17 protein-coding genes and 1 tRNA gene are annotated in these 16783 nt (G+C 69.8%); 6 read left to right on the plus strand and 12 right to left on the minus strand.

The genetic code is table 11. The features are described 5' to 3' along the window. The 6 genes from KBI44_02505 to kdsB all read right to left on the minus strand — a co-directional run. A partial coding sequence (locus KBI44_02505; GenBank protein ID MBP9143328.1) for a KpsF/GutQ family sugar-phosphate isomerase occupies nt 1-197 on the minus strand: 197 nt, incomplete at its 3' end. Nucleotides 198-242: 45 nt separating this feature from the next. After that, nucleotides 243-647 (minus strand): PIN domain-containing protein, encoded by a 405-nt coding sequence (locus tag KBI44_02510; GenBank protein MBP9143329.1) that lies wholly within the window; start codon nt 645-647, stop codon nt 243-245. A gap of 4 nt (nt 648-651) precedes the next feature. Beyond that, nucleotides 652-963: a hypothetical protein gene (locus tag KBI44_02515; protein ID MBP9143330.1), complete on the minus strand. Its 312-nt coding sequence runs from the start codon at nt 961-963 to the stop codon at nt 652-654. A gap of 104 nt (nt 964-1067) precedes the next feature. Continuing rightward, nucleotides 1068-1892, minus strand: a complete 825-nt coding sequence (gene kdsA, locus KBI44_02520; protein ID MBP9143331.1) for a 3-deoxy-8-phosphooctulonate synthase — start codon at nt 1890-1892, stop codon at nt 1068-1070. Next, complete coding sequence (locus tag KBI44_02525) at nt 1889-3544, minus strand: CTP synthase (protein MBP9143332.1); 1656 nt, start codon at nt 3542-3544, stop codon at nt 1889-1891. Before KBI44_02525 ends, kdsA begins: the two co-directional genes overlap by 4 nt. 11 nt (nt 3545-3555) lie before the next feature. After that, on the minus strand, nt 3556-4302 hold the full coding sequence (gene kdsB / locus KBI44_02530) for a 3-deoxy-manno-octulosonate cytidylyltransferase (protein ID MBP9143333.1): 747 nt from the start codon (nt 4300-4302) through the stop codon (nt 3556-3558). A 182-nt stretch (nt 4303-4484) separates the two neighbouring features. On the opposite strand from kdsB, the gene KBI44_02535 reads away from it, so the two are divergent. Then, nucleotides 4485-5627: a hypothetical protein gene (locus KBI44_02535; protein MBP9143334.1), complete on the plus strand. Its 1143-nt coding sequence runs from the start codon at nt 4485-4487 to the stop codon at nt 5625-5627. Here KBI44_02535 and KBI44_02540 read toward each other — a convergent pair. Beyond that, the gene (locus KBI44_02540) at nt 5550-6566 is read right to left on the minus strand and encodes a polyprenyl synthetase family protein (protein ID MBP9143335.1); all 1017 of its coding nucleotides are present in this window, start codon (nt 6564-6566) and stop codon (nt 5550-5552) included. The two genes, KBI44_02535 and KBI44_02540, sit on opposite strands and share 78 nt — an antisense overlap. Before the next feature lie 26 nt (nt 6567-6592). Beyond that, on the minus strand, nt 6593-7084 hold the full coding sequence (locus KBI44_02545) for a YajQ family cyclic di-GMP-binding protein (protein MBP9143336.1): 492 nt from the start codon (nt 7082-7084) through the stop codon (nt 6593-6595). Nucleotides 7085-7294: 210 nt separating this feature from the next. Between KBI44_02545 and KBI44_02550 the strand changes: the two genes are divergently transcribed. Beyond that, nucleotides 7295-8740 carry a hypothetical protein gene (locus KBI44_02550; protein ID MBP9143337.1) on the plus strand — a complete coding sequence of 482 codons (1446 nt, stop codon included), beginning with the start codon at nt 7295-7297 and terminating at the stop codon, nt 8738-8740. Between the two features lie 23 nt (nt 8741-8763). Here KBI44_02550 and KBI44_02555 read toward each other — a convergent pair whose 3' ends face one another. From KBI44_02555 to KBI44_02565, 3 genes are read right to left on the minus strand one after another with little or no spacing between them, the layout of a single operon-like run. Continuing rightward, complete coding sequence (locus tag KBI44_02555) at nt 8764-9435, minus strand: outer membrane lipoprotein carrier protein LolA (protein ID MBP9143338.1); 672 nt, start codon at nt 9433-9435, stop codon at nt 8764-8766. 11 nt (nt 9436-9446) lie between these two features. Next, a complete protein-coding gene (gene purH / locus KBI44_02560) occupies nt 9447-11030 on the minus strand; it encodes a bifunctional phosphoribosylaminoimidazolecarboxamide formyltransferase/IMP cyclohydrolase (protein ID MBP9143339.1) in 1584 nt (527 codons plus the stop codon). 54 nt (nt 11031-11084) lie between these two features. After that, nucleotides 11085-11861 carry a hypothetical protein gene (locus KBI44_02565; GenBank protein ID MBP9143340.1) on the minus strand — a complete coding sequence of 259 codons (777 nt, stop codon included), beginning with the start codon at nt 11859-11861 and terminating at the stop codon, nt 11085-11087. A gap of 80 nt (nt 11862-11941) precedes the next feature. Between KBI44_02565 and KBI44_02570 the strand changes: the two genes are divergently transcribed. Next, a tRNA-Phe gene (locus KBI44_02570) sits at nt 11942-12017 on the plus strand. A 54-nt stretch (nt 12018-12071) separates the two neighbouring features. Here the strand turns inward: KBI44_02570 and KBI44_02575 are convergent. Then, nucleotides 12072-13919: a M48 family metalloprotease gene (locus tag KBI44_02575; protein MBP9143341.1), complete on the minus strand. Its 1848-nt coding sequence runs from the start codon at nt 13917-13919 to the stop codon at nt 12072-12074. Between the two features lie 52 nt (nt 13920-13971). On the opposite strand from KBI44_02575, the gene KBI44_02580 reads away from it, so the two are divergent. The 3 genes from KBI44_02580 (at nt 13972) to KBI44_02590 (ending at nt 16648) form a co-directional block, all read left to right on the plus strand. Continuing rightward, a complete protein-coding gene (locus KBI44_02580) occupies nt 13972-14250 on the plus strand; it encodes a polyhydroxyalkanoic acid system family protein (GenBank protein MBP9143342.1) in 279 nt (92 codons plus the stop codon). Between the two features lie 23 nt (nt 14251-14273). After that, nucleotides 14274-14954 carry a hypothetical protein gene (locus KBI44_02585; protein MBP9143343.1) on the plus strand — a complete coding sequence of 227 codons (681 nt, stop codon included), beginning with the start codon at nt 14274-14276 and terminating at the stop codon, nt 14952-14954. 236 nt (nt 14955-15190) lie between these two features. Then, nucleotides 15191-16648: an acetyl-CoA C-acyltransferase gene (locus tag KBI44_02590; GenBank protein ID MBP9143344.1), complete on the plus strand. Its 1458-nt coding sequence runs from the start codon at nt 15191-15193 to the stop codon at nt 16646-16648. Nucleotides 16649-16783 lie beyond the last annotated feature (135 nt).

The raw sequence follows: 16783 nt of genomic DNA on the forward strand, positions 1-16783 counted from the left end.
GTCGCGGCGATCTTCTGCATCACGATGCCGCTCTTGCCCATGCCGGTGCAGACCACCCGGCCGGGTGCCGCGCGCAGCCGCTCGACGGCGCGGTCGAAGGTCTCGTCCAACTGCGCCACCAGCCCGGCGACCGCGGCCGCCTCGATCTCCAGAACCTGACGGGCGACTTCTCTCGGGGGACGCGGGGATATCGGCATCTTCCCGGGATTATATGGCGCGATTCAGGCCGGGACCTGCACCACTCACGGCACGAGCTCGAGGGCGAATCCGGAGGACAGTCGGATCGAAGTGAAGTGCCGCCGGTCGGTGGTCGCGATGCGGGCGACCCGCAAGCGTGCCGCGACGGCGACGACCGAGGCATCGACGAAGCCGATCTCGGGCTTGCGGTCGAGGAGCTCGCGGACGAGGTCGAGGTCGGCGTCGTGCAACGGTTCGACGGCGAGCTCGCGGCCCAGAGCGCCGAGGAAGGCGCGCTCGGCGGCGGAACCCAGCCGGTCGTGGAGCAGGTAGCAGACCTCGGGCAGGACCGTGACCGGCACGATGCGAAGCCCACGCTCCGACGTGAGCAGCCGGGCGGCGCGGGCGTGCCAGGCATCGTCGGCGTCGGCCGCCGCGAAGAGGATGCCGGTGTCGAGGATCAGCGCCACGGAGTCAGCGTGGGCCCGCGCGCCGTCGTTTCGACGGCTCGGCGGGAGGAGCCGGCGCCTCGTCGGCATCTCCCGGAGCGCGCTTCGCGGAGGTCTCCGCGAAGAGGAGATCTTCATGGCGCTCGGCGATGTCGGAGCGCCCGCTGCGGCCGATGCCGACGAAGGCGAGCGCCGTGTCCGGCGCCTCCCGGCGACGCACGAGGTACTCGCCGATCGCTTCGCGCACCAGGAGCGCCTTGGGCTCGCCACGCCGCTGCGCCAGGAACTCGAGCTCGCGCTCGGCCGCCTCGTCGATGAAGATCGTCGTACGCTTCATGTGACGTACGCTAGCATACGTCTACGGTGCCTGCCGGGCTCCAGGATGGGCGGGCGGCTGGCAGAGAGAGAGGTGTCAGGCGGAAGAGGCGCAGACCGCTGGGCTCAGCCGCAAACTGCCGCGCGGATCCGCAGCAGAGAGGCGAGGAGCGCTTCGGCACGCTCGGGAGGGAGCTGGGTGTCTTTGTCCGAAAGCGCCTGGTCGGGGTCGGGGTGGACTTCGAGGAAGAGGCCGTCGGCGCCGGCGGCGACCGCAGCGCGGGCGAGCGGCTCGGCGAACTCGCGGGCGCCGGCGGTGCCGTCCGCGCCCGCTCCCGGGAGCTGCAGCGAGTGGGTGACGTCGTAGATCACCGGGATGCCGTCCTGCTGCATCCAGGCGAAGCTGCGCATGTCGACCACAAGGTTGTGATACCCGAAGGACGCGCCGCGCTCGGTGACGGTAACTTTGTCGTTACCCGCGGCGCGGATCTTGTCCACCACCCGCCGCATGTCGTCCGGGGCCATGAACTGCCCCTTCTTGACGTTCACCGCCCGGCCGGTCGCGGCGGCCGCCAGCAGGAGGTCGGTCTGGCGGCAGAGGAAGGCGGGGATCTGGAGGACGTCCACGACCTCCGCCGCGGGCGCGCATTGCGCCGGCTCGTGGACGTCGGTGAGCAGCGGCAGCGAGAACTGCCGGCGGACCTCGGCGAGGACCTCGAGGCCGAGGGCGAGGCCGGGTCCGCGAAAGGACTTCCCGGAGCTGCGGTTCGCCTTGTCGAACGAGGCCTTGAAGATCAGCTTCAGGCCGAGACGCTGCGCGATCCCGGCGAGGAGCCCGGCGGCGCGAAGCGTCGTCTCCATGCTCTCGATGACACAGGGACCGGAGATGACGGGAAGGTCCCGGCTGCCGATCGGGATGCCGGGTGCGAGCTCGACAGAGGGCGTCGTCACGCCAGCTGTCTTTCGCGCGCCTCGATCGCTTCGGGCCGCGCCTCGCCGGCGCGCTTCCTGTTCTCGGCGAGCGCCGCGGCGATGTAGGAGACGAAGAGCGGGTGCGGCTCGGTCGGCTTCGACTTGTACTCGGGATGGAACTGGCAGCCCAGGTACCAGGGGTGTCCGGGGAGCTCGACCATCTCGATGAACTTGCCGTCCGGGCTGCGGCCGGAGATCACCAGGCCATGCTCCTGGACGAGGGCCAGGTACTTGTGGTTGACCTCGTAGCGATGCCGGTGACGCTCGGAGATCGTCTCGACGCCGTAGATCGAGCGCGCGAGCGTGCCCTCCTTGAGGCTGCACGGATAGGCGCCCAGGCGCATCGTGCCGCCCATCTCCTCGACGCCCAGCAGGTCCCTGAGCTTGAAGATGACCGGCTGCGCGGCGTCGTTGTCGAACTCGGTGGACGTCGCCTCCTTGATGCCGCAGACGTTGCGCGCGAACTCGATGGTCATGCACTGCATGCCGAGGCAGATGCCGAAGAACGGCACCTTGTGCTCGCGGGCGTAGCGGATCGCCTTGATCTTGCCTTCGGTGCCGCGCTTGCCGAAGCCGATCGGCACCAGCAGCCCGTCGACCTCGAACAGGGCGCGCGGCCAGCTTCCGGCCTCGATCTCCTCGGCGTTGATGTAGACCAGCTCGACCTTGGTCTCGTTGGCGACGCCGCCGTGGGCGAGCGCCTCGTTGAGGCTCTTGTAGGCGTCCGGAAGCTCGATGTACTTGCCGACGATGCCGATACGCACTTTGTGCTTGGGGTTCTTGACCCGCGAAACGAGGGCCTCCCAGGGCGCGAGGTCGCGCTCGTAGCGTGGCAGGTTCAGCTGATCGAGGAGCGTCTCGTCGAGACCCTCGCGCGCGAACATCAGCGGTACTTCGTAGATCGTCGAGACGTCGCGCGCCGCGATCACCTGCTCGGGCGCGACGTTGCAGAACAGCGCGATCTTCCGCCGTACCTCGTCGGGAATCGCCCGGTCGGCGCGACAGAGCAGGACGTCGGCCTGGATGCCGAGCGCCCGCAGGTCGCGCACCGAGTGCTGGGTCGGCTTCGACTTCAGCTCTTCGGCGGCGGCGATATAGGGCACCAGGGTGAGATGGACGTTGACCGCGTTGTTCCGCCCGAGCTCCAGGCGGAACTGGCGGATCGCCTCGAGGAACGGCAGCGACTCGATGTCGCCGACCGTGCCGCCGATCTCGACGATCACCACGTCGACTCCCTTGCCGACGCGGATCATCGCCTCCTTGATCTCGTCGGTGATGTGCGGCACGACCTGAACGGTCTTGCCGAGGTAGTCGCCGCGGCGCTCCCTGTTGATCACCGTTTCGTAGATCCGCCCGGTGGTGTAGTTGTTGAGCTTCGAGGTGATGGTGTGGGTGAAGCGCTCGTAGTGCCCGAGGTCGAGGTCGGTCTCGGTACCGTCGTCGGTCACGAAGACCTCGCCATGTTGATAGGGCGACATGGTCCCCGGATCGACGTTGACGTAGGGGTCGAACTTCATCAGTGTGACGCGGAAGCCGCGCGACTCGAGGAGGGCTCCGATCGAGGCGGAGGCGACTCCCTTGCCGAGGGACGAAACCACGCCGCCGGTCACGAAAATGTACTTGGTCGTCATTGCTGCGCTCCTCATTGGGCGGTTGAGCCAGGATCCTGGCCCAGTTCGATCCGGAGCCGCGCGTCCACCTCGGCGGCATCCTCGGGGGTGTCGACCCCCAGCGACGGCCGGGCGCCGGTCAGGACCCGGATCGTCATGCGGTTCTCCAGAGCGCGCAGCTGCTCCAGGGATTCGCTTCGTTCGAGCGGTGTCTGGGGGAGGGCGGCGAGCTTCAGCAGCGCCTCCTTCTGGTAGCCGTAGATACCCAGATGGCGCAGGGGTGCGGCGCCCCCCGGCAGACGTGGAAACGGAATCGGCGCACGGCTGAAATAGAGCGCGTAGCCCTCGCGATCGAGAACCACCTTGACGGCGCTCGGGCTGTCGAGATCGCCGGGGAGAGCGTCGGCCGCCAGGGTGACGATCGGATCGCCGGGATAGGCGCGGAGATGGCTCGCGACCCGGCTGATGCCGTCGGGATCGATCAGCGGCTCGTCGCCCTGGATGTTGATCACCGCGGCGCAGTCCCAGTCCTTGGCCGCCCAGGCGATCCGGTCCGTGCCACTGGCGCATTCGGCGGGGGTCATCTCGACCTCGCCGCCGAAAAACTCGACGGCGCGTGCGATGCGCTCATCGTCGGTCAGGACGACGAGCCGGTCGAGCCCCCTGGCGCGGGCCGCACGGCGGTAGACATGTTCCACCATCGGCTTGCCGGCGAGCGGATACAGGGCCTTGCCGGGGAGCCTCTGCGAGCCGTAACGGGCGGGAATGGCCCCCACGATGGCGGAGCCCGGAGATGCTGCCGGGGGGCCGCTGGGACGATCGACGCCAGAGTAGGGGTGCACGTCTCAATTTACTTCGCCGCGCGGGGCGAGTCAATCACGCCACCACCGCCGGCCAACGCGGCCACTCTCGCGGCCTCCGCCGCCTTCTCCCCGGCGTCGTTGTGCTACCGTCGCGCGCTGTGTCGCGCGGGAATTCGAAGACTCCAAACCGCTTTGCCTGGAGCCGGTCTGCCTGGGTCGCCGCCGCCGCTGTCGTTTTCGCTCTCGCCGGCGTCGAGCTGCGGCACCGCACCCCTCTCTTCGGCGCGGCCGCCGACGCTCCGATCTGGATTTGGCGCAATCACGACCTGCGCCATGTCCAGGCGGCAGGCTTCTACGCCGTCAAGGAGTTCGACCTCGTCGAGGTCCCCTTGCAGGCCGAAGCCCGGATTCTCGGCGATGGCGAGTACCTGCTGCTGGTGAACGGTGCGCGCATCGGCTCGAACCGCTATACGTCTGCGGCGCCCATCGACCGCTACCGGGTCGAGCGCTTTCTGGTGCCGGGCCGCAATCGCCTGGTCGTCGAGCTCCGCAGCCCTTCCGGGGCCGGCGGGCTCTCCTTCGAGCTCTCGGCTGCCGGGCATCAGCTGGTGCGTTCGGACGCCTCGTGGACGATCTACGAGACGCACTGGCGCGGCCTCACCGGCGATCGTCCGATGCCGCCGGGCGAGCGTCCGATGCAGCTCGGCCGAAGTCCCCTCGGCCGCTGGGGCCGGCCCGCTCCGGGCCCCGAACGTCCGGCTTTCGAGAGTGCGCTGGCGGCCGCGGAACCGATCGCAGCCGAGCACTACCGGGTCTGGCCGGGGGACGGCTCCTGGCAGCGCACGGCTCATCGCTCCCGCCGACCACCGAGCATGGGGGCGCTCGTGGAGTTCGACTTCGGTATCCAACGCACCGGCTACCTGCAACTCGCCTTTCGGGAGGGGTCGGGCCGTCGCGCGGCGGACCCGTCGGCGGCGGTCCTGCTGGCGTTCGGGGACGAACCGATCGGCGAGCCGCCCTGGAGCGCAACGACCCTCTTCCACCCGATCCCGGGCGACGGGCTCTACCAGGATTCGACCGTGCGCAAGTTCCGCTATGTCGCGGTCGCCGGGTTGCCCGGGGTCTTCAGCGGCGAAGTCCTGGCGACGACCGAGGCTTCCTTCCCGGCGCTCGCGCCGCCGCCTGAGTCCGCGCGGGGCATTCTCGGTGTCCGGCCACCGCCGTCAAGCGCGCCGGTGGAGCACGAAGTCTGGCGCGAACTCAAGCGCGCGTCGGGCCGCGCTGTCGGGAAAGACCGCTAGCGCTTCGCGCGCGGTCGCAGCCTGCCGGCGCGCCTCGACCGCGACCTCCTCGAGCGTGCCCTCGCGCGCCACCATCTCCAGGATCTCTTCCGCCGCGACCGACGAGAAGGCCCGTTCGGCGAGGACGCGTTCGATCCGTGAGCGCTCCTGGGGAGAGATGCGGGGGATCAACAGGAGCAGCGGCAGGGTGAGCTTGCCCTCCTTGAGGTCGGAGAGCACGGGCTTGCCGAGCGTCGCCGCCTCGGAGGTGAAGTCGAGCAGGTCGTCGGCGAGCTGGAAACAGATGCCCAGTGCGCGACCGAAGCGCTCGAGCGGTTCGATCGCCTCGGGCCGCACCGGCTCGATCCGCGCCGGCAGGGAGCAGGCGGCGGCGAAGAGCTGCGCGGTCTTCCGGTCGATGATCTCGTAATACTCCGCCACCTGGAGATCGATCGCGCCGAGCCGCTTCTGCGTCAGAAGCTCGCCCTCGGTCATGCGCAGGGTGGCATCGCAGAGCCGGTCGAGAATCGCCACCGAACCGTGCCGGAGGGCCATCTTCATCGCCGTCGTGTAGAGCCAGTCGCCCAGCAGGACCGTGAGGTTGTTGCCCCACAGCTCGTTGATGGTCTGGCGTCCGCGGCGCAGAGAGGAGTGGTCGATGATGTCGTCGTGGATCAGCGTCGCGGTATGGATCAACTCGACCACCGCGGCGTAGGTCACCTCTTCTTCGCCGTCGCGTTCGAGCATCCGGGCGCAGAGCAGCAGCAGCGCCGGGCGCATGCGCTTGCCGCCACCGTCGAAGATGTACTCACCCGACTTCTGGATGAACGGCACGTCGGAGGCCAGGCATTCCCGGAACAGCCGGTCGGTCGCGACCAGCTTGTCCGCCACCAGGGCGAGAAACTGCTGGGCTTCCCTGGAGTCGGAAGGCGTCGCGGCGTCGAGCAGTTTGTGGGGCAAGCGCAGGCGTCCGAGAGTCGTCGCGGTCAGCGGTAGTTGGTGAAGGAGAGCGGAACGTCCACGTCCAGACTCTTCAGGGCCGCGATCGCAGTCTGAAGATCGTCCCTGCTCTTACCCGATACGCGCACGGTGTCTCCCTGGATGGCGGCCTGCACCTTGAGCTTCAGCCGCTTGATCTCTGCGACCAGCTTCTTCGCGGTCTCCTGCGGAATACCCTGCTGAAAGGTGAGCTTCTGGCGCACGCGCCCGCCGGACGCCGGCTCGACATCGCCGCGGCGCATCGACTTGAGGTGCACGCCCCGCCGGACGAGTTTGGTCTCGAGCACCTCGCGCGCCTGCTCCAGGGTGAACTCGTCCGCGGTTTCGAGCACCAGGGACTCGGACTCGATCAAGAGCTTCGCGCCGACCCGTTTCAGGTCGTAACGGGTCGCGATCTCCTTCTCGGCCTGGATGGCGGCGTTGCGCATCTCCTGAAAGTCGACTTCCGAGACGATGTCGAAGGATGGGTTATCGGCCATGGGCGGGGTCGGGGACGAAAGGAGAATTCTACTATGCCTCGGAGGTTCCACGGCGTTTCGACTGCACCTTCACTGAGGCGGGCGGGCTCCGCCGGGCCGCGGTCGCCGCGCCCGGGCGGACTCGCGCCCGAATCCGCCGCGTTGACGCGCCCGGTTCCCGGGCCTATTCTTGCCCTCGGCCGCCCATCCCTGCCGGTCTGGAGGTTCGAGATGCCCTGGATTGCGCCTTTCGCTCGTCGTCTGCTGCGGTTCGCGGCGTGCGCCGCAGCACTCTTCTCAGCCCCCGCAGGCGCGACCGTCCTGCTTCTCGGTCAGGGCGCGAACGTGAACCTCGACGCGGCCGGTCCCAACGATCTCCAGGGTCTGCTGTGCAATTGTCCCGCAGCGACGAGTGTGCGCCACCTCAATGGCTCGCAGCGCTGGTCATCGAACAACTCCAACTGGAACACGATCGGCGTCTGCGACGCCGGCGGCTCGGCGCAGACCGGCGACTTCGTTCCCGGAGACGACGAGCTCTACATCGTGCGGACCGGATCGGGTACCTTCTTCAAGTTCCGGCATCCCAACGGCAGCACCAACAATGGCACAGGCATCTCGATCGAGTACGTTTCGCTCGGTTCGACGCCCTGCACTCCACCAGCTGCGAGCTTCACCTGGGTCTCGCACGACCTGATCACCCAGTTCACCAACACCTCGACCAACGCGACGACCTACGCCTGGGCCTTCGGGGATGGTGGCAACAGCAGCCAGCAGAGTCCGACCCACGCCTATGCGACCTCGAACACATGGAACGCCTGTCTCACGGCGACCGGCACCGGGGGCACGAGCGCCCCCACTTGCCACGGCGTCACCGTGAGCCAGGTTCCTTCGACGCAGGTGCCGGTGAACGGATTCCTGGACTTCGACCCCAATGCCTCGAACGACATCCAGGTGCAGGCGACCGGCGCCTGCGGTGCGACACCGAACAAGATCCACATGCTCAACGCGGCACGCTGGGGTGTGGTCACCGCGCCCTACGACGCGGTGAATCTCGCCATGGCTCAGGCGGCGACGCTCTCGACCAGCGACGTCTGTCACGCGCCGCAGGAGTTCGGCGAGACGTTCATCGTCAAGACAGCGATCGCGACCTGGGTCAAGGCGTGGACGCCGCAGAACGACGGCGGTGGAATCCGGTTCCAGTACCAGGTGCTCCAGGCGGGCTCGAGCACGATTTTCAGCGATGGCTTCGCGAGCGGCAATACCGGCAGTTGGAGCGTCACGGCCGGCGTCGGCGAACCCGCACCGACACGGCTCCGCGTCGAGGTCGCGGTCGAATCGGAGGGTCGGGACCCGAGGCCGGAAGCCGCCCCTGCGACGCTGGCTCGGCTCCGGGACGAGACGGGACACGAGTATGCGCGGCTCGAGCTGCTGCGGGATGCGGCAGGGCTCGCGGTGCGCCTCGTCGCGGATACGCTGCGGGCGTCCGGGCAGGCGACACCATGGCTGGCGCTCGCCGAAAGCACGGCGACCGTGCGCCTCATCTGGCGCGCGAATCCGGACGAGCCCGGTGGCAGCGCGTTTCTGGCGCTCGAAGCGGTCGACGGTGGTGCGGTCGGGCTGGCCGTGCCTGCCGCCGAGAGACTCTGGATCGAAGGCCCGGTGGTCGAAGTCGACTAGTCCGACCTGCGGCGGTGGGAAGGCTACGGCTCTTTCCAGATCAGGTTGGTGGGCGGCGTGAACTGGGAGTCGTCGTCGAGCAGCTCGAAGGCGCCGAAGCGGAAGGTCGAGAGATTGCCCTCGCGGTCGCGGTAGGAGAGCTCGGTCGGGCGCTGCGCGGCGAGGTCGAAGACCAGCTCCGCCTGCGCGATCCGCGAGTCGGGTGCGGTCGGCACGAGCTCGACGGCGATGGCACCGCCGGCGGCCGGGCGCGCGACCGCCGAATAGCGGGACTTCAACTGCTCGACCGGCAGGAGCAGCAGGTCGAGCCCGGCCTCGTTGCGGGCCTCGACATGGAGCCGCTCGCCCTGCGGCTCGCCGGCCGCCCAGGTGTGGAGCCGCGAGCCACAGAGGAGATACGACTTCGGGTAGGGCTCGGCGTAGTCCCAGCGCAGGCAGTCCGGCAGCGCCAGGGCGACCCGCCCGCTCTCTTCGTCCCCGGTCGCGAAGCCGGCCGGAACGTAGGTCTGGCGGAAGCCGGCCGCGAGAGCCCCCGAAGCCGCAAGATGCAGCCGGAGCTCGGTCAGGGCCTGCCAGGGGTCGATCGCCTGCTGTGGAGTTGCGGGGGCCGCGGCCAGAGGCCCCGGCGGGACGGTCACCAGCATGGCGCCCAGAGCCGCGCGCAGCACCGTGGCCAGGCTCGCAAGTCGGGCCATGCGTCGGGCGCTCAATGACGGAAGTGCCGCCGGCCGGTAAAGATCATCGCCATCCGGTGCTCGTCGGCGGCGGCGATGATCTCGTCATCGCGGCGGCTCCCGCCGGGCTGGATGACCGCCGTGACGCCGGCCTCTGCCAGCACGTCGAGGCCGTCCCGGAACGGAAAGAAGGCGTCGGAGCCGGCGACCGACCCGGCGAGCGCCGACCGGGCCTTCGAGATGGCGATCCGGCAGGAGTCGACCCGGCTCATCTGACCGGCGCCGACTCCCAGGGTGCGGTCGCCGTCCGTGAGGACGATCGCGTTCGACTTGGTGTAGCGCGTCACCGCCCAGGCGAACTCGAGCGCCCGCCGCTCTTCGGCCGAGGGCTGGCGGCGGGTGGGCGAGCTCCAGCTGCCGGGATCCTCGGCGAAGCCGTCGGGCGACTGGGCGAGGAATCCGCCGTCGAGGCCGCGCAGCTCGATCTCGCGCTGCTGGGGTGCATAGGGCGGGCAGAGGAGGAAGCGCAGGTTCTTCTTCGGTGCGAGACCGGAGAGAGCCGCCGCGTCGGACTCCGGAGCGATGAGGACCTCGATGAAGAGGTCGCCGAAGGTGGCCACCAGCTCGGCCGTGAGCGGGCGGTTCACTGCCACGATCGAGCCGAAGGCCGAGACCGGGTCGCACTCGAGGGCGCGCATGTAGGCGGCCACGAGGTCCGGGCCCCGGCCGACCCCGCATGGGTTGTTGTGCTTCACGATCACCACCGCCGGTTCGTCGAAGAGCGCCACGAGCTTGCGGGCGGCGTCGGCGTCGAGGAGGTTGTTCCAGGAGAGCTCCTTGCCCTGTACCTGGCGCAGGCCGCCGAGCAGGCCGGGTCCGCCCGCCAGGCGATAGACCGCGGCGGGCTGATGCGGGTTCTCGCCGTAGCGGGTCTCGAACTCGCGCGCCAGGCAGAGCGTCAGGCGCTCCGGCAGGAGCTCGGCCGCCGCGGCCGGGTCCGCCGTCGCGGGGGTCGCCGGCGTCGCCGCCGTGGCCGCCAGCCAGCTGGCGATCACCGCGTCGTAGCCGGCGGTGTGGGCGAAGGCTTTCTGCGCGAGCCGGCGCCGCAGGCCGAGGGAGGCGGCTCCGGCGCCGCTCGCGAGCTCGGCGAGGAAGCCGTCGTAGTCGCGTGGATCGACCAGTACGGCCAGGCTGCCGAAGTTCTTGGCCGCCGCCCGGATCATCGCCGGGCCGCCGATGTCGATCATCTCGATCGCCTCCGGCTCGGCGATTCCAGGGCGCGCGATGGTGCTTTCGAACGGGTAGAGATTGACCGCCACGAGATCGAAGCGTGCGATGCCGTGTTCCGCCAGCGCCGCGGTGTGCGCCGGCTGCGACCGGTCGGCGAGGATGCCGCCGTGAATCCGCGGGTGGAGCGTCTTGACGCGGCCGTCGAGGATCTCGGGGAAGCCGGTGACTTCGGAGACGCCGGTGACGGCGAGCCCGGCCGCGGCGAGGTGCCGCCGGGTGCCACCGGTCGAGACGAGCTCGAAGCCGAGGGCGGCGAGTCCGCGGGCGAATTCGACCAGACCGGACTTGTCGGAAACGGAGAGCAGGGCGCGGGCGGTGGTCGGCATCTTCAACTCCTCGGCTCGAAAGGCACGGGATCGGAACGGCGATTCAACGGCGATTCAGCGGCCGGCGCCGGCGTCGAGCAGGATCAGGTCGCTCCGCAGCAGGGCGAGCTGCTCGCGCGGGTCGGCCCCGCCAGCCGACAGCCAGACGTATCGCAGGGCGCGCGCGACGTCCGAAACGGCATGGCTGTAGGAGACCGCAGCGACGGCGAAAGCGGTCGAGCGGTCATCGAAGGCGCTCGTGCCTGCGGCGCCGCCGATCCGACGGTACTCCTCGGAGATCGCGGGATAGAGCCCACGGCCCCGGGCGAGGGTCGTCGCGGTCCAGGCCTGGACGTCCCGCGGACTCCGCCACGCCGGACCGAGGCCGTAGAAGACGACGGCGAAACGGGGACGGGCCGAGTCGGCGTAGTCGAGGAAGTCGCGGAAGTACCGCCCCTCCCCGGGGTCGGTGTTGGCGGTGTTCAGAGGCAGGTTGGCATCGGCGACGTAGTGGGAGAGCCGTCCCAGGCGCGCCACGACCTCGGCGAACGGCCGATGTCGGCGAATGAGGTCGATCGCGGCTGCGAGCTCGGCCGCGATGACCCGATCGAGCTCGCCGCTGCCGTCGGAGTTCTTCATGTGCCGAAAGGCGTTGCCGTCGCTGAGCGGCTCGACGGCGCCGCGCAGGTACTCCTTGCGGTGCTTCGCGATCAGCCGCGCGAGGTCGGGTGGCGCGAGTTGCGCGGCGTCGAGCGCGATCGCCTGCTGTGTCGCGGGCTTCCAGGCGTGCAGCGCCGCCGGAGCGAGCAGCAGGGCGAGGAGCACCGGCGCAAAGCGGCTTGAGAGCTGCATTGTTCCTATTCTAGTTGACGAGACGGTCTCGAAGCTGCTAAAAAACGCCTCGCACCGCGGAAGTTCGCGCGCCTCTTGCCGCCCAGGTAGCTCAGTTGGTAGAGCACGGCACTGAAAATGCCGGTGTCACTGGTTCGAATCCGGTCCTGGGCACCATTTTTCTTTTCCCACCTTGCTTCGGTCGCTGTTCGCACCGGTGACTCCAACCGGTCAGGCGGGCAGCGCGACCTTTGCCATCAGCCGCGAGGCTGCGGGCGAGAGCGGTGCGTGGGTGAGGATGCGCTGGATGCGGTCCATCGCCTTCATCTGGTCGCCGACCGACTGGTAGAGCAGAAGCTCGCCGAAGAGACCCTCGGCGAGCGCGTTCAGGCGCAGGGTGACCGCCTCCGCGTAGGGCCCGGTCGGATACTGGGCGAGATAGGCGGCGCCGTCGGCGATGTCCGAGTAGGTCCCCGCCTTCGTCGCGAGGCGCTCTTCCGCCAGGCGCCGCAGGTCGCCGTCCTGTTGCTGCTCGGCCAGCTCGGCGAGCGCGCTCAGCTGATCGAGGGCGGGAGCGAGATTGCGCAGGCCGCGCCGCGCGGCCTCTCCCGAGGGTCCCTCGGGATCGTCCTTCCACGCCGCGAGGAACTGATCCACTGCGTCGGCCTGGCGCGAGGTCCGCGCATAGGCCTCGCCCAACGTCAGGTGGACCGCCGGCGCCTCCGCGGCGTCGGGATAGTTGCTCAGGAAGACCTCGAGGAACGGGGTGCCGTAGACGCCGCTCTTCCAGACCTCGATCGCCGCCGGCCGGAGACTGTCGCGCTCCTTCGCCACCGCCTCGCGCTCGGTGCGAAACGTCGCGAGCACCGGGCTCTCCGGGGCGAGCGCCTGCAGCGTCCCGATCTCCTCGTCGTAGGCGGCGAGGGCGCGTCCGTAGTCCCGCGATCCCGATGCCGGCCCGGCGATCGCGCGATCGCGGACGGAATGCAGCCGCTCGCTTCGCAGGCGATCGGCTGCCGGTCCGACCGGCCAGGCGGTGAGCGCCGCCAGATGGAGGAGCTCGCGCGCCGTGACCGGGGGCTCCTTCGGCTTGCCCTCGTCCGACCCCGGACCCCGCTCCGGTCGGCGCTCCCCGGGGCCGGGCTTCTCCGGGCGTTTCTCGGGTTGGATCGAGCTCTCGAAGGCGAGGATCGCGGCCTGCGTGCGGACCCTGAATTCGTCCGCCGGACGCGGCGCGCCCGCGGTGAGCTCCGGCTGCCGGGCTTTCGCCGCGAGGACCCGTTGATCAAAGAAGGGGTGGGTCCGCCAATAGCCGTACTCGCGCGAGCTGTCGGGCAGGCGGGAGCCGAGGAGCGCCATGAGTTGGACCGTGCCGTCGGTCGCGAAGCCCGCAGCCGAGGCCCAGCGCTGACCCTCCATGTCGGACTCGTCCTCGTAGTCCCGGCTGTAGCTGCGCAGCAGCAGCTCCGAGAGGATGACGCTCGCCGCGTAGCTGCCGTAGACGAGGTTGCCCTCCGGCCGGTCGCGGGTGTTGTAGTAACCGTAGGGGTCGGGGATGTTCAGAACGGGGTCGCGGTTCTTGTCCGCCGCCACGGCGACCCCCACCAGCACCGCCTGCGACAGAATGTTGAGCAGCATCGCCTTGCGCTCGAGGCGCATGCCGTGCTTGCGCACCACGTGGCCGATCTCGTGGCCGAGGAGCGCCGCCAGGGCGTCGTCGGAGAGCCCCAGCTCGAGCATGCCGCGGGTGACGAAGATGTGCCCGCCGGGCAGGGCGAAGGCGTTCGGCTCCGCCATGTCCGCCAGGAAGAACGAGATCGGATAGTCGTCGTAGTTCGCCTCTTTGGCGACCCTGTAGCCGATTTCGGACACCCGGGCGAGGGCCTCCGGATTGTCCCAGGCGCCGTAGACGCGGGTGGCCTGCGTGGCGGCCTCCAGGCTCTTGCCGAAGAGCTCCGCGTCGGGGGTCTGGGTTCGGGAAGGCTCAGGGAGAGGCTCCGCGCCCCAGGCTGCCGGGATCGAGGAGAACGCCAGGACGAGGAGGAGCAGGCGTGCCGTGGAGTGCCGAAGCGACCGCATGCCGTTCGACTGTAGCAGGATGCGTGCCGTCGTTGTGGTAGCTTCCCGCCGCATGAGCGACCTCACACTCGAAATTCCGACCACGAAGACCGGCATGGAAGAGATCCGAGCGGTGCTCGACGCCGCCCTGGCCAAGGAGTTCCCGGGGGGCATGCTGCGCCGGAACTGGGCCGGCGAGACGCTCGAACTGTCCGGCCCGGGGGCCAAGGGCACGATCACTTTCGAGGACGGCAAGCTCGTCGGACGGGCCAGCCTCGGACCGCCGGCGAGCATGATGCGCGGCATGATCGAGCAGAAGATCGGCACCGCCATGCGCACCGCAGCCGCCTGACCGGCCGGAACGGCTTCTCCTCTTTGAATTCCTCCGCGATCTCGCCCGGAGGCGTCGGCGGGGCGCTCGCCGGTCTGGCAAAGGCGCAACCCGAAGCCCCTTTTCTCTTCTACCGCAATTCGCGGGGGCATTTCCGCTGGTGGTCGTACGCGACCGCCTCCGCCTTTCTCGATCGTGCCGGCCTCGGGGAAGAGAGGCTCTCGGCAAAGGGGGTCGTGGTCGAGCGGGAGGCGGTGGAGTTGCTGGGCGAGTTCCTTCGTCTGGCGATGGGGGAGGACTCCCATCCTCCGGGCGTCGCGGAGCTTGCGGGTACCGAGCCGGGGGCTCCGCGGGACATCTGGATCTCCTGGCGGGCGCTGACCGCTCCCGACGAACGGGCCCTTGCCCGCTGGGCGATCCTGACGGGGGCGGCGATCCTGGTCGAACCCGGCCCGGCGCTGCATCCTGAGCTCTTCGTCTGGGCGCGGCCGACCCTCGTCTCCGGTACCGTCGAGGAGCTCGGCCTCCTCGCCGGCGAGGTGGAGTCTCTCGCCCCGAGGTTCCTGCGCCGGCGTTGGCTTCGCCAACGCGGCGAGCGGCTGCGGCTGGTGCTCGTCGAAGGGTCGCCCGCGCCGGAGGCGTTGGGGCAGGTGGGCGAGCGCTGGAGGTCTCTGCTTCCGGACTGCACAGCGGGCATCGAGCCTCTCGTCCGCGTGGCCAGGTGAGGGCTCTATCGCGACCGATGCGGTTCGCTGCGCTCACCACATCCTACCTGCCTGCTTCCAGAGTCACGCCTCCCCGAGCCTAGGAACGTAGGATGCGGTGAGCATCGCGAACCGCATCGGTCGCGTTCCGGCTCGAGAATCTGATGACCTTTCCCTGATCCCATCCCGACAAACCGGGGGCTGCTCCCGGGGAAATCGGTAGACTGTCGCCGGTTTCTCGGACGAAGGAGAGAGCGATGGCGGAGACAACTCCGGACCTGGGCCTGCCGCCGGCGCCGCTGCCGGCGCCTTCCGACGCCTCGGCGGCGGCGGAGGTGGCGCTGCGCGCCGACACGGTCTGGACGCGGCGGGTGGCTTCGCCGGGCGCGGCTCCGGGGGTGTTGCGCATCTCGCGCCAGCAGCTGCGCGGACCCGCTGGACGGGTGGCGATCGTCGAAGCCTGCCGCACGCCGTTCGCGCGCGCCGGCAGCGACCTGCGTGAGCTGGACGTCATCGACCTCGCGGGCATACCGGCCGCCGAGGTCGTGGCGCGGGCCGGGATCGACCCGGCCGAGATCGATTTCGCCATCTTCGGCGTCGTCGTGGCGGCGCTGCACGCGCCCAACCTCGGTCGCGAGATTCTCTTCCGCGCAGCGCTGCCGGCGTCGATACCCGGGACGACCGTGAATCTCGCCTGCGCCTCCGCCAACCGGGCGCTCACCAGCGGTGCCGAGGCGATCCTGCGCGGCGAGGCCGAGATCGTGCTCGCCGGCGGCGCGGAGTCGCTGTCGAACGTGCCGCTCGCCTTTGCGAAGCGGGCCGCGGAGAAGTTCATGGCGCTCGCCAAGGCGCGCAGCCTCGGCGAGCGGCTGAAGTGGATCAGCCGGTTCCGGCCGCGCGACTTCGTGCCCGTCCCACCGGCGATCGCGGAGCATTCGACCGGCATGACGATGGGCGAGGCGTGCGAGAAGATGGCGAAGGAGAACGACATCTCCCGCCGCGCCCAGGACGAGATCGCCCTGCTCTCGCACCAGCGCGCGGCCGCGGCGCAGGCGGCCGGGCACTTCGCTGAGCAGGTGGTGACGATCTTCCCGCCGCCGCGCTACGAGCCCGCCATTGCGACCGACAACGGCGTGCGCGCCGAGAGCTCGATGGCGGCGCTGGCAGCGCTCCGGCCGGCGTTCGACCGCCGCCACGGCACCCTCACCGCCGGCAACTCTTCGCCGATCACCGACGGCGGCGGCGCGCTCTTGCTGATGAGCGAGCGCCGGGCGCGGGCCCTCGGCCGCGCGCCGCTCGGCTATCTGCGCTCGTGGGCCTACGCCGCGACCGACCCCGGCCAGCAGCTCCTGCAGGGGCCCGCCTATGCGGCGCCGATGGCGCTCGAGCGCGCGGGCCTGCGCCTCGCCGAGATCGACCTCGTCGAGATGCACGAGGCGTTCGCAGCCCAGGTGCTGTCGAACCTCAAGGCGTTCGCGAGCCCGCGCTTCGCGCGCGACGAGCTCGGACGCAGCGAACCGATCGGCGTCGTGGACCTCGACCGACTCAACGTCAACGGCGGCTCGCTCGCTCTCGGACACCCGTTCGGCGCGACGGGGGTCCGGGTGACGATGCAACTCCTCCACGAGTTGCGCCGTCGGAGCCAGCAGTTCGGCCTCATCACCGTCTGCGCCGCCGGCGGCCACGGCTTCGCCATGGTGGTCGAACGCGAATGAGGCGCGGCCCTTCTGGCGCCGCCGGATCCGGGTCCGCGCCCGCGTTCGCGACCGCCGTTGGCCCCAGTTTCGCCCGGGAACGGCCACGACGGTTCCGGAGCGCACTCCCTCTACTGGTCCTTTTCTTTCTTTGCA

Source organism: Thermoanaerobaculia bacterium (assembly GCA_018057705.1).
In the GTDB taxonomy this organism is placed as follows: Bacteria; Acidobacteriota; Thermoanaerobaculia; order Multivoradales; family JAGPDF01; genus JAGPDF01.